14 protein-coding genes are annotated in these 11,732 nt (G+C 37.8%); 7 read left to right on the plus strand and 7 right to left on the minus strand.

The features are described from left to right. The 5 genes from ABMA79_RS09195 to ABMA79_RS09215 form a co-directional block, all read left to right on the plus strand. The coding region (locus ABMA79_RS09195; protein WP_393092054.1) for an alpha/beta hydrolase family esterase at positions 1-743 on the plus strand (743 nt) is incomplete at its 5' end. Between the two features lie 96 nt (positions 744-839). Next, entirely contained in the window at positions 840-1,301 is a 462-nt protein-coding gene (locus ABMA79_RS09200) for a BLUF domain-containing protein (RefSeq protein WP_392859829.1), read from the plus strand. Positions 1,302-1,338: 37 nt separating this feature from the next. Beyond that, positions 1,339-2,571, plus strand: a complete 1,233-nt coding sequence (locus ABMA79_RS09205) for a TIGR03862 family flavoprotein (protein WP_393092057.1) — start codon at positions 1,339-1,341, stop codon at positions 2,569-2,571. After that, positions 2,564-2,977: an HIT family protein gene (locus tag ABMA79_RS09210; RefSeq protein ID WP_392859834.1), complete on the plus strand. Its 414-nt coding sequence runs from the start codon at positions 2,564-2,566 to the stop codon at positions 2,975-2,977. The genes ABMA79_RS09205 and ABMA79_RS09210 overlap by 8 nt, the downstream gene beginning before the upstream one ends. A gap of 103 nt (positions 2,978-3,080) precedes the next feature. Then, positions 3,081-3,278 (plus strand): cold-shock protein, encoded by a 198-nt coding sequence (locus ABMA79_RS09215; RefSeq protein ID WP_021267754.1) that lies wholly within the window; start codon positions 3,081-3,083, stop codon positions 3,276-3,278. Between the two features lie 62 nt (positions 3,279-3,340). Here the strand turns inward: ABMA79_RS09215 and ABMA79_RS09220 are convergent, their stop codons facing one another. The 4 genes from ABMA79_RS09220 to ABMA79_RS09235 form a co-directional block, all read right to left on the minus strand. After that, a complete protein-coding gene (locus tag ABMA79_RS09220) occupies positions 3,341-4,168 on the minus strand; it encodes a S1 RNA-binding domain-containing protein (RefSeq protein ID WP_392859837.1) in 828 nt (275 codons plus the stop codon). Then, positions 4,125-4,475, minus strand: a complete 351-nt coding sequence (locus tag ABMA79_RS09225) for a DUF1456 family protein (protein WP_393092060.1) — start codon at positions 4,473-4,475, stop codon at positions 4,125-4,127. Before ABMA79_RS09225 ends, ABMA79_RS09220 begins: the two co-directional genes overlap by 44 nt. Beyond that, a complete protein-coding gene (locus ABMA79_RS09230; RefSeq protein WP_392859843.1) occupies positions 4,475-4,858 on the minus strand; it encodes an RNA recognition motif domain-containing protein in 384 nt (127 codons plus the stop codon). Before ABMA79_RS09230 ends, ABMA79_RS09225 begins: the two co-directional genes overlap by 1 nt. Before the next feature lie 97 nt (positions 4,859-4,955). Continuing rightward, positions 4,956-5,822, minus strand: coding sequence for a LysR family transcriptional regulator (locus ABMA79_RS09235; RefSeq protein WP_393092063.1), 867 nt, complete (start codon positions 5,820-5,822; stop codon positions 4,956-4,958). 104 nt (positions 5,823-5,926) lie between these two features. Here ABMA79_RS09235 and ABMA79_RS09240 point away from each other — a divergent pair, with 104 nt between their 5' ends. Then, the gene (locus ABMA79_RS09240) at positions 5,927-6,466 is read left to right on the plus strand and encodes a YceI family protein (protein ID WP_021268237.1); all 540 of its coding nucleotides are present in this window, start codon (positions 5,927-5,929) and stop codon (positions 6,464-6,466) included. A gap of 54 nt (positions 6,467-6,520) precedes the next feature. Here ABMA79_RS09240 and ABMA79_RS09245 read toward each other — a convergent pair whose 3' ends face one another. Continuing rightward, entirely contained in the window at positions 6,521-7,792 is a 1,272-nt protein-coding gene (locus ABMA79_RS09245) for a dicarboxylate/amino acid:cation symporter (RefSeq protein ID WP_392859848.1), read from the minus strand. A gap of 78 nt (positions 7,793-7,870) precedes the next feature. Here ABMA79_RS09245 and ABMA79_RS09250 point away from each other — a divergent pair, with 78 nt between their 5' ends. Further along, positions 7,871-8,452 carry a DNA-3-methyladenine glycosylase I gene (locus tag ABMA79_RS09250; RefSeq protein ID WP_393092065.1) on the plus strand — a complete coding sequence of 194 codons (582 nt, stop codon included), beginning with the start codon at positions 7,871-7,873 and terminating at the stop codon, positions 8,450-8,452. On the opposite strand, the gene ABMA79_RS09255 is transcribed toward ABMA79_RS09250, so the two are convergent. Together ABMA79_RS09255 and ABMA79_RS09260 are read right to left on the minus strand one after the other, a co-directional pair. Further along, a complete protein-coding gene (locus tag ABMA79_RS09255) occupies positions 8,449-9,966 on the minus strand; it encodes a hypothetical protein (protein ID WP_393092068.1) in 1,518 nt (505 codons plus the stop codon). The genes ABMA79_RS09250 and ABMA79_RS09255 overlap by 4 nt on opposite strands. 305 nt (positions 9,967-10,271) lie before the next feature. Continuing rightward, positions 10,272-11,732, minus strand: a 1,461-nt coding sequence (locus ABMA79_RS09260; protein ID WP_393092070.1) for a phosphatase PAP2 family protein, incomplete at its 5' end; no start/stop codon positions are given.

Here is an 11,732-nt window from a genome sequence, read left to right on the forward strand (position 1 = left end):
GCTCAATCTTTCTTCAATACCTCTTAACTCGTCTCTCTCTTTATAAAGACAGCCTAGGCTTTATGATTCTGACACCTGAAGGACGCAAGGACCCTAAAGGGGAGCGTTTTTGGAATGCAGGAAATTTCTGTTGTGACTTTTATCAGTCAGGAGTTGACGACACTCTCTATATTAAGAACCTTATTGATTATATCGCAAATGACCCTCGATTTGATCGCGTTGACATGAGCCGAATTTATTTCTTTGGTCACTCTAATGGTGGCTTCCTTTCGTTTAAGATGGCCTGTACTTATCCTGAGTACGTTACAGCAATAGGGGTATTAGGAGCAACTCTAGATCTTCGTGATGAAAATGGTGAAGTGATCGTTGAACAAGATCCTTGTCCAGATGTAAAGGCCATTCCTACCTTTCATATACACGGTACAAAAGATAAGACCATTCCATTTGCCGGCAGAGACTACTATCCTGAGCATCCCTTTGGTCACATTGGTGCCCAAGAGGCCGTGGATAAATGGATCTTTCACAACCGATGTAATACACAATCAGATGATGGCCGGACAAATGCGACTTGGTTTGTAAGAGGAAAAGAGACAACGATAAAGACTTATGATGATTGTGAAGATGATGCCGTTGTGAAATTTGCTATTGTTAAAAGAGGACAACATGCTGAGCTTTTGAGGTTTCATTTTTATCGCAAGATGCTGAAATTCTTTTTGAAGTATAGGAATAATCAGGTGCAATGAAATGATTCATTATTAAGCTGCAATTTAAGCATTCTTGTCTTCATTTGGACTCTTAAACATCTATAATAAAAGTAAATGTGCAGCAAGGTGGTTTCTATGAGCAAAGAATATCAAATCATTTATATCAGCGAAAAAACAGGTGACTTCAAGCCAGAAAAGGACTTGGATAAGATTGTCTCTTCATCGTTTAGAAATAATAACGCTAGAGATGTGACAGGTGTTTTAATGTACAATAGTGGTTTCTTCTTTCAAGTTATTGAAGGTAAGAAAGATGATGTTATCTACACATATAATAAAATTATTTTGGATCCTCGCCATCAAAACGTGAATTTATTGACGGATCGTGAGATCGAAAATCGCAGCTTCGAAAATTGGCCTCTGGCCTTGGTTAAACTCAACGATATGGACTTAGATGTCATTGACCATGTGATAGCATGGAATGATTTAATCAATGATTCTCGTCGAAAAGAACCAATCTCACAGGAGAAAGTTGACCGCTTAATCGAAGCATTACGCTACAAAATTGATATGGATACGATATCATCAAAAGCAGCTTAGACTTTTCTCTAACTTGTTGGCGTGATAATATTTTATCATGTCAAATCAAGTTATCGTTGCCATTGTTGGAGGAGGCCCTGCCGGCCTCTTCTGTGCTTATGAATTATTAAATTCTGGAATACAAGGAATTGAGGTTCACCTTTATGAACAAACAGGTGGCGTTGGGAAGAAATTCTTAGTTGCAGGAAATAGTGGACTCAATCTTACTCATAGTGAAGAGCTAGATAAGTTTGCTAAAAGATATTTTAAAGATGAAGAACGTTTTACATCTTTATTAGAAGACTTTAGTGCAAGTGATCTTGTTTCATGGGCCAACTCGCTTGGCACCGAAACATTTGTCGGAACGAGTGGGAGAGTTTTTCCAAAGAAAATGAAGGCCGCAGATATCTTACACCAATGGATGAATACACTAAAGTCACATGAAAACTTTCATCTGCATCTAAAGCATTCCCTTACAAATATAACTGCCGATGGTGATCTCATTTTTAAGCATGATCACAGTAATAAGGCCCAAAGAGCAGACTACTATATACTTGCAATGGGTGGCGGAAGTTGGACTAAGACTGGAAGTGATGGGCTATGGATGGATTATATTGAGGCCCTAGGTGTAACAACAGCTCCATTAAGGGCCATGAACTGTGGGTTTGAAATTGATTGGTCAAAGCACTTTCAAGAAAAAGTTGATCGTGGTTTTGTGAAGAATATTGTTGTCTTTAATGAAACCCAAAGTGCTAGAGGGGAGATCATGTTAACTCCCTATGGTATTGAAGGCGGCGCTGTTTACGCCATCTCAAATGGCCTTCGAGATGAATTAGAAAAAGCTCAAAGCGCTTATCTTCATATCGACTTTAAGCCAGACTTAAGACTAGAAGAGGTCATAGAAAAGCTTTCAAAAAGAAGTAAGGACTCTCTAACTAATCGACTAAGAAAGCAATTAGGCCTTGATAAGATTGCTACTTCTTTACTTTATGAGGTTCTCGATCGCGCAAAGGCCCAAGAAAATGTTGAGTACTTGGCCATGACGATTAAGGATTGTCCGATTGAAGTAAAGAGTACGAGACCCATTGAAGAGGCCATTTCAACTTCTGGTGGTGTCTGCTTTGAAACTTTAAATGATGATCTATCTGCTATTAAAAATAATCAGTATTACTTTGTTGGAGAGATGCTAGACTTTGAAGCACCGACAGGTGGTTATCTCTTACAGGGCTGTTTTTCAACTGCATATAGGGCCGTAAAATCAATAAAGAAAAAAGAAGGTATCGATGTTTAAGCTACACGACGTTTTAAAAAAAGACTTAATTGAAATAGATGATATGAAGCTCTCAAAAGTTATGCTCTTACCTGATACGGAAAATCCGTGGGCCGTTATTATTCCAAAGCGTGAGGGGATTCGTGAAATACATGAGCTGTCTTGGGAAGACCAAGTGACTTTATTAGAGGAAATTAATGAGGTCAGCCGCTTTCTTACAGATAAGTATGGCCCTCAAAAATTAAATATTGGGGCGCTTGGTAACATGGTTCCGCAACTTCACGTCCATATAATCTGTCGATATGAAAATGATCGTTCTTGGCCTGGTGCAATATGGGGAACGAAGGCAAATAAAGAAACCCATAAAATCAGCGACTTAGAAGCTACGTTTAAAGCGCACTTTGAAGCGTCGCGTTTATCTAAGTGACAAGGATCAGCAAAATAAATTTTTTTTCCTTTTTTCTTAGGAATTATGGGAACACTGAGGTAAAATCTTTTTAACGAAAAAAATTTTTTACGAGGTTAATTAAATGAGTACAGGTAAAGTTAAATTCTACAATTCAGCGAAAGGTTTTGGATTTATCACAAAAGATGATGGTGGAGATCTTTTCTTCCACATTTCATCAGTTCAAGGTGGAGAGCCAAATGACGGTGATAGCGTAGAATACGAATTAGGTGAAGGTCCTAAAGGTCCATGTGCCGTAAATGTAAAAGTAGTTCAAGGTTAATTTTTAATTATATAAATTGAGTACTTAAAAAAGAAGGCCCACATTGTGGGCCTTTCTTATTGTTATTGATTTAATTTGATTCCGCTATCTGAGATTGTAATTTTCTTGTCTTTATAGAGCATTCCAATCGTTCTTTTAAACGTCTTCTTACTCATATTTAGAAAGTTCTTAATGTCTTCAGGAGAACTCTTATCATTTAAAAAAGAAGAGCCACCATTTCTTTCTAAGAAGTCGATAATAATATCTTTTGAATCCACTAGGTTTTTAACACCTTGTTCTTGTAAAGCGACGTCAACAAGTCCATCCTCACGAAGCTTTTTTACAAATGCTTTGAAGTACTTTCCACAAGAGACACGCTGAAAGATTTCATTCTTATAAATCATTCCAATGAACTTCTTATTTATGATAACTCTAAAGCCTAGCTCACTTTCTTGAGCGATAAAAACATCAACTTCGTCGCCAATGTTAATATCAAAGTCTGAGGACTCGATATATTTACCAAGTTTTGTTGTTCCGAAGATACGTCCTGTTCCATCCTCTTTACAGATACGAACGATATGAGACTCGAATTTTCTCACTTTGATCTTCTGCTCATTTCCTGGAACGAGAAGGTCTTTAGATGTACCCCAGTCAAAGAAGGCACCAAATTCTTGAATTTCAATTGCATCGAGTAGGGCATATTCACCAACAACGGCAACTGGAAGTTCTGTCGTTGCCACGAGTTCCCCTTGTGTATCAGGATAGACAAAGGCCTTAACTTTTGAGCCTACATCAACTTTTAATGGCGCAAAATTCTCCGGCAGAAAAACTTCCTGCGTATTTTCTTCATCGATTAGTGTGTAACCGTTATGAAGTTTTTTTCGGACCTTTAGTATATTGTTTTTTCCCACGTGGAGCATTTGGTTTTGCCTTTGGTTTTGTATTTTTATTAAATGTTTTCTTCGCTTCAGGTGCACTTGCTGCTTTGGCCGCACGTTCTTCACGAGTTCCACGGTTCTTAATGATTAGGCCATTTAAGAACTTTCTAAGAACTTGATCTCCACATTCTTTATAATTAGGATGATCATCTTTGCGAAATAATGCTGATAGCTCAGTCTTTGTCATTTCAAAATCAACGAGTTTTAAGATCTCGATAATTTCAAAATCTTTTAGAGAAAGGGCGATGCGAAGTTTCTTTAGAATATCGTTATTCGTCATTATTTCTTTCCTAGGTGATCAAATAACTCATTTAATCCACGACGGCGACGAGCTTTCTTCTTTTCAATAATGATCTCTTGAGCTTCTTCTTTTTCCACCTTAGCTTTTGTTTCTTGCTTGCGCTTCTTCTGCTCTTCGAAATTATCTTTGGCAATAGAGACTTTAACAGTTCTACCATCAAGCATCGAACCATCAAGGCCATCGACTGCCTTTTGTGCCATTTGATCATTTTGCATTTTGATAAAAGCGATACCCTTGCTCTTTTGAGTTCCTGGGATTGTCAGAAGGTTCACATCTTGAACGCGACCATAGCGCGAAAAGATACCTTTTAATTGCTCAGAAGTGATCTTGTAATTGAGATTACCAATGTAAACAGTTTTCATTTCTTACCTTAATTTATAGTGTTAATGGGCCAACTTAGCACTAAATGCTTAAGAAATGGGAAAAAATGCCAGAATCAGGTAATTTATTTGCGCTATTTTAGAAGGAATCCCAGATAAATTGGGCGACCTCTCCTAAATGGTGTTCTTTTTTATGGCCTAAGCAAAATGTGACGGGAACTTTTGATTCAAGATGCTTTAAATGGATGAGCTGGCCTTTCTTTAGCTCCTTTTCAATTAGAGAGCAGGGAAGTCTTCCCCAACAAAATCCATTGAGAATAATCTCTTTCTTTGAAGCCGTGTCAGTAACCCTCCACTTTAGAGACTCTTCAATAACGCCAATACTTGTGGAGTCATCTGGAATAGTACTTCGTTGAATAATCTGTGGAAATTGGGCAAGGCTTTTAAAATTTTGTTGCTTCTTTGGAAGATCAAGAAACGGATGATCCTTGGCCACCACAAGATACATATCGACTTTACCGACAACTTTATAATCAAAGTTCTTTATACTTGAGAGATCTTCAAAGATGGCCAAATCGACCCTGTCATTTAGAAGCATTTTTTCGCCACTAAGTACTTCTCTTTCAAGAATGATTTCTGTGGAAGGGTAGCGGGCCATGGCCTTTTTGATAATTGGGTATAATCTGTCGAGGCCATAAATACCTGAGACTGAAATCGATAATCTCGTTTCAACATTTGAAGAAATTTGCTGAGTTTTATGAATCAGGTCATCGTATTGTTTTGTAAGCTTGGATGCTTCGATTAGAAACTCTTGGCCCTTTGCAGTAATGGTTGGCCTATATGATGAACGATCAACAAGCTCAAAGCCGACTTGCTCTTCGAGATTGTTAATTGAGTAAATTACCGCTGACTTTGCCTTTGAAAGCTCGGAGGCGGCCTTTGTAAAGCTACCTGCATTCTCTAAGGCCTGAAGACATTTAATCTGTTCAATTGTTATCCACATCATGATCGAATTATAGCACAAGATGTCACTAATAATGATCTTTATTTTCCTCTGTATTTTGTTAAGATATTTTAAAAATTATTTCATAATTCAAACGGAGGAATATTATGAGTAAATTTATGGTTATGGCCCTTGCGGTATTTACTGTATTTGCAACTAACGCTGAGAAAATTGATACTTCTAAATCAACTGTTTTCTGGCAAGGTACTAAGGTAACAGGTCGTCACTTCGGTACAGTTAAAATTAAATCAGGTGATGTAAAGCTTGAAAAAGGTCAACTTGTATCAGGGAAAGTTGTTGTTGATATGAACTCTTTTACTGCAACAGACCTTCAAGGTGAGTGGTTAGATAAATTAAACGGACACCTTAAAAATGAAGACTTCTTTCATGTATCAAAGTACCCAACGGCAACACTTGATATCAAAAAAGTTGAAGGTTTCACAGTAACTGCTGATCTTACAATCTTAGGAAAGACAAAAGAAGTTAAGTTTCTAGCGGCACAAAAAGGGAAGAACTTTGTTGGTTCACTAGAGTTTAATCGTACAGACTTTGGCCTTAAGTATGGATCTGCTTCATTCTTTAAGAGCCTTGGTGACAAAGCGATTGATGATAAAGTTAGTTTAGCATTTGATGTTGTTGTAAAGTAAATTAAACTTTCTTAGACTCCAATAAAAAAGGCCGCTTCATGCGGCCTTTTGTTTTTATGTTAATTTCTTATCTAAGTATCTTTGAGTAACAACTGCTCCAATTATATCACCTTCAACGTTTACGGCCGTTCTAAAAGTATCCAGAGGCCTTTCAATTACCAGAAGAATACCAATTGCTTCCAGTGGAATTCCTGCGGCGAGAAGAACCATCTGCATCCCTGACATTGATCCTGATGGCATCCCTGGTGCCCCAACTGATGAGAGCATGGCCATAAAGAAGATTGAGAACATGGCAACTCCAGATAGCTCGACTCCATAAAGGTTAGCTAAGAAGATGGCTGCAATCCCTTCAAAGAGGGCCGTTCCATCCATATTCATAGTGGCCCCTAGTGGAAAAACAAATCCACTAACACCTTTTGAAACACCTAGCTCTTCTTCACAAGTCTGCATTGTTACAGGAAGAGTCGCTGAACTTGAGGCCGTCGAAAGGGCCAGAAGTAATGGCCTTGCGGTCTTCTTGAATAATTTAACTGGGTTTAGTCCACCAAAGAACCATGCAATTGATGGGAGAACAAGAAGTCCGTGAACCATTGTTGCCCCAAAAACTAAGAGGGCAAATGAGAGAAGCTCTGAAAAAATATCTCCTGATACCTTGACCTTAAAATCAAAGACGATGGCAAAAATACCTATTGGACTCAGGTTAATGATCCAGTGAAGGACCCGATTAATGACGATATTGAGATCCTTAACAATTTGATAAAGGGGACTCGAGGTATGATGAACAATAAGTAAAGATAGTCCTAGAAGTAGTGCCGCAGTCACAATACCAAGGATATTATTATTTGCTAGGGCATGAAATGGATTAACAAGTGCAGTTGTAAAAACATTCTTAATAACAAGTGGAATTGAGTTAGAGCCTTCAGCAATAAACTTTGCTGGCTTTTGCTGCTGGATTGAATCTTTTGTCTTTATCGTTACTCCAGAGTCTTTCCATGGGTGAATGAAGAAGACTGCTGTTAGTCCAATAATGATTGCGATGATTGTCGTTGAGATATAGTAAGTAATTGTCACCATGCCCATGGACTTAAGTTTTGTGATTTCACCAATACTGATAATCCCACCAATCAGTGAGAAGAAGATCATTGGTGCAATCATCATCTTAAGAGAGCTGATGAAAACATCTTTAATCATGACAATGATTTGATAAATATCTGGTGGGTTTTTTGACGTTGCCCAAAGTGGATCACCAAAGATTGATCCTAAAATATATCCAAGTACACCTGCGACGAGTACCCAGAAGCTTAAGTTTTTGACTACTTTACTCATTTATTATCCTTTCTGAAAGTACATGAATGTTTATTTTAATCCTTAATTAGAATTTAAAAAAGGTTTATAATGCTTCTTATGAAAGAAAGATGCCCATGGTTAAAGTTATCCAATAAACAATATGTCGATTATCACGATAAAGAGTGGGGAAGACCTGTTCATGACGATCGTACTCTCTTTGAATTCCTCATTTTAGAGGGAGCTCAGGCCGGACTGAGTTGGGAAACAGTTCTTAACAAAAGAGATCATTATCGTAAGGTTTTCTATAATTTTGATGTGAAGAAAGTCTCTAAGATCACTCCTGCCAAGATTGAAAAGCTCTTATTAGATCCGGGGATTATTAGAAATCGCCTAAAAGTTGAGTCAACGGTATCGAATGCAAAATTCTTCATTGAAGTACAAAAAGAGTTTGGAAGCTTTGATAAGTATATTTGGTCATTCACTAATGGAAAAACAATTTATAATACTTTTTCAACTCTTAAAGATTATCCATCAAAGACTGAGCTTAGTGATAAAATTTCAAAAGATTTAAAGAAGAGGGGATTTCGCTTTGTGGGAAGCACGATCATCTACGCTTTCTTACAGGCCTGCGGGATTGTTCAGGACCATAGTCAGAATTGTTACTTACACGCAAAGAAGCTTAGAAAGCTAAAAAGCTAATAAATACTTCCTCTAATATGGCCTTGTCCCATAAGATCGTTAAGGCCAATAATATTGACCATCGTGCGTTGTAGCTTAGGCCCTAGCTTAGATTTTCTAAGACTTTCAACGAGTAATGTGGCCTTCTCTTTTGTTAATGCATTAGAGCGTACTACATCTAGGATATGATAGATCTTCTTTGCTAATTTTAAGTTCTCTAACTGCTTGAGCTTTTTCTTCTCTCTTTGAGAAAGGCGATTCGTTTGTCCATTATGGGAATCTTCGTAGACATAGTTACTTCTTTCAAATTGTCTTCTACTTACTTCATCAATCCAAATTAGAGAATTTGTATAATCAAAGGCAAGAGCAATGGATTCCCATAGATCAAAGTCTTGTGCATGCATTAGCTTTGAAATCGCCTTGGTTGAAAACATTAATGATGAGTAAATTTGAACCTTGCCATATTTCTTCTTTCTATCAAAGTCGATTCTCATACCATTATCGAGGTATCTCTCATAAAGAAACTCGGCCTCTTTATTTAGCTCTTTTCCTGTGGCGATCTCATCGACGTAAGAGTAACCAATCTCCATACTGAAGCTTGAAATAGCATCCTCGTTTGTTGGAATAATTGCCTTCACTTCAAAACTACGCTTTTCTGTTCCAGAGAAGCCCTTGTGGTCTGTAATTTTCTTATGCTCAACAATATCGTAGTTGTACGTATCTCCATTATTAAATGTTGTCGTGTACTTTCCATCTTCTTTTATATAGCGTGCGCCAGACTTCCAAAGTAGAAGATTTAGTCCCCAGTTGAATTCACTATTTCTGACATCACCCTCTTTTTGAATATAGAGATCAACACTCTTACTTCTAGCTTCTTCAAGCTCTTGAAGTTTTGAAAAGTCCTGATTAAGAAAACCGAGGTAGGCATCAAGACCTTCTTGGGTACTAAGATCTACTTTGTAGACAATTTCGTTAATCTTACGTTCTCTCTTCTTATAGTTAAAAACAATAGGAGAGTAGCCAGCGGCTCCATTGATACCAATTGAAATTGGAAGATCAATAACCTCATCTAAGAAAACACTTAGCCCCGAGCCTAGACCTTTTGATCTTTCTTTTAAATTCTTAATGGTAATCAATGCAATATCATGGGCGGCCTTCTCAATTGTTATATCAAGAGACTTCATGACCTTAAATTTTGCCTTAGGGCCAAAGCGATCTAAAACAGGAATTACGACGTCAAGAAAATCTAGCCAGATTAAATTCATACGTGTTGCAAATCCGCTCATAAGAACAGTGTTAATTTGCTCACCATCTTTTAATTGATTAAGCTTCTCTCTTGTCAGTGGAAGCTCGTTAACTTTCATATGATTGAGGTTTATGGCCTGCTCATAAGAATTAACTGTCGTTACCTTTGAAAACTTTCTCTCTTCAATAGGTGCGCCTTGGACAACTGGAAGAATTGTTTTAAAAAGAAAGTTTGCTCCAATATAGGCCATCTGCTCTAGAACCGGAGCATTTAATGTAATCGAGTCCACCACAAGAAATTGTCCGTTGATAGTAGGATAAATACTTCTTTGTGCCTTAGGTCCTGTCCATCCTTTTTGATATATTGTCCCAAAGTACTGAAGCTTAAGTTGAGTCTCTATCCATTCTTCATTATCTTGAAGCGCTTCGAGATTACTCCATCTCTTATCGACAAGATGCTCGATTTCTCTTAAAACCGCGTGATTTTCCTCGACGACAAAATCAAATGCCCAGGTACTAATGCTAGTACCTAGAGCAATGATTATTGTAAATATAAGAGTGAAAATCGCTTTCAGTTTTCTTTCCTCGTTGCTATTTATTCTTTAGATGCCGGTGAAAATACTAATTTATAGTAGTCAATTGGCCAGGCCTTAAGATCCTTTTGTCCATCTACTTTGTATGTTACCGCACCACCGTTTAGGTCACCAGTTACAGGCGTAAATGTTACTGGGCCGTCTTGTTTTTTATCAAATAATTTATACATTAACTTACCGGAAACCCATCCAATTAGCGCTCCTAGAGTCACATCTGAAAACCAGTGAGCATTCTTATAAACTCGTGCAAAACTTGTTAGGGCCGCTAGAGAGTAAGCTGCAATAGGGACAATCTTAGTGTCTTTAAATTCTGTGGCAAAAACTGTCATAACTGACCAAGCACCTGCAGAGTGACCTGAAGAAAATGACGTATTATTTCGACCAAAATTTACACCATCAAAGTGGTATGGCCCTTTTCCTTCACGAGGCCTAGCACGAGAACTTAGCGACTTAAGAAGTTGCGTTGCCAATTGCCCAATGAGTACGGCACCAACACTTCTAACAGCTGCACGCTTAAATTGGTCATTTTTAAAAACGAGACCAATGGCCATAGAAGCTCCCACTAGTGGAACAAGTCCTGCTGCTTCACCGTAATTATTTGTAAAGTCAGTAATCGTCGTTAGTGTGTCATTCTTATTGTCTTGAACGAAGTCCATCATTGGTTGGTCAAATGCCATCATAACTCCAACAACTCCTAGAGTTCTTAACATCAGTGATTTCTCTGAGTCAGAGAATTCGATAGGCATAAAGATTGAACGATCACGGCCTTTCTTATTCTTAATAAGCTCTTTTAAATCAGCGTCACTAAGTAGAGATTTCTTAATCTCACTTGCTTGTTGAACTTCCTGATTTAATTGGTCCTCGTCGGCCTTGGCCAATTCTACCTGTGACTTCTTAAGTACTTTATTGATCTTCTTTGTTTCACGACTTTTTACATACTCGCTTTCACTTATTAGAAGATAAGCGATTTGTGCCATTCTTTCTTTTGCGCCAGTTAACTTTGTTTGATGGTCATTATATAGCTCAAATAATTTGAGCAGGGCCTGTGCTTTTACACGTCCATCTTCATTAGAGGCCACTTCCTCCATTAGGAGCGCCGCTTGATACTCATAGATATCCTTGTCTTTAGATTTCTTATTCAGCCAAACTTCATATTTAAAGTCCGATAGAGTTTTCTCTAATCGCTTTGTTTTTGAATTATTGAGCTTATTTGAGATATCATTTACGAGCATCGAATTAGGATAGTTCTTTATGAAATCTTCTTGAATCATAATAGCTTCATTGACGATATCATTAGCACTACCATCGGCCTTGACGAAATTACCAATTGGCATATTCTTTATATCAGTTGGTAAGTTCTGATTGTAGAGGTCTGCAAGTTGGTAGTGAATCTTCTCTGATTGCGGATGATCCTTAACGAGCTTCTTTAGTGACAGTGAGAAGTTCGCATAGTCGTTTAAGAA

The sequence above is a fragment of the Halobacteriovorax sp. HFRX-2_2 genome (assembly GCF_043196705.1).
In the GTDB taxonomy this organism is placed as follows: domain Bacteria; phylum Bdellovibrionota; class Bacteriovoracia; order Bacteriovoracales; family Bacteriovoracaceae; genus Halobacteriovorax_A.

What these genes read in the sequence shown, in the direction of transcription:
- ABMA79_RS09250 (WP_393092065.1), top strand. Translation starts at nt 7,871, where the DNA reads ATGAAAGAAAGATGCCCATGGTTAAAGTTATCCAATAAACAATATGTC.
- ABMA79_RS09245 (WP_392859848.1), bottom strand. Translation starts at nt 7,792, where the DNA reads ATGAGTAAAGTAGTCAAAAACTTAAGCTTCTGGGTACTCGTCGCAGGT.
- ABMA79_RS09205 (WP_393092057.1), top strand. Translation starts at nt 1,339, where the DNA reads ATGTCAAATCAAGTTATCGTTGCCATTGTTGGAGGAGGCCCTGCCGGC.
- ABMA79_RS09240 (WP_021268237.1), top strand. Translation starts at nt 5,927, where the DNA reads ATGAGTAAATTTATGGTTATGGCCCTTGCGGTATTTACTGTATTTGCA.
- ABMA79_RS09235 (WP_393092063.1), bottom strand. Translation starts at nt 5,822, where the DNA reads ATGATGTGGATAACAATTGAACAGATTAAATGTCTTCAGGCCTTAGAG.
- ABMA79_RS09225 (WP_393092060.1), bottom strand. Translation starts at nt 4,475, where the DNA reads ATGACGAATAACGATATTCTAAAGAAACTTCGCATCGCCCTTTCTCTA.
- ABMA79_RS09230 (WP_392859843.1), bottom strand. Translation starts at nt 4,858, where the DNA reads ATGAAAACTGTTTACATTGGTAATCTCAATTACAAGATCACTTCTGAG.
- ABMA79_RS09210 (WP_392859834.1), top strand. Translation starts at nt 2,564, where the DNA reads ATGTTTAAGCTACACGACGTTTTAAAAAAAGACTTAATTGAAATAGAT.
- ABMA79_RS09200 (WP_392859829.1), top strand. Translation starts at nt 840, where the DNA reads ATGAGCAAAGAATATCAAATCATTTATATCAGCGAAAAAACAGGTGAC.
- ABMA79_RS09215 (WP_021267754.1), top strand. Translation starts at nt 3,081, where the DNA reads ATGAGTACAGGTAAAGTTAAATTCTACAATTCAGCGAAAGGTTTTGGA.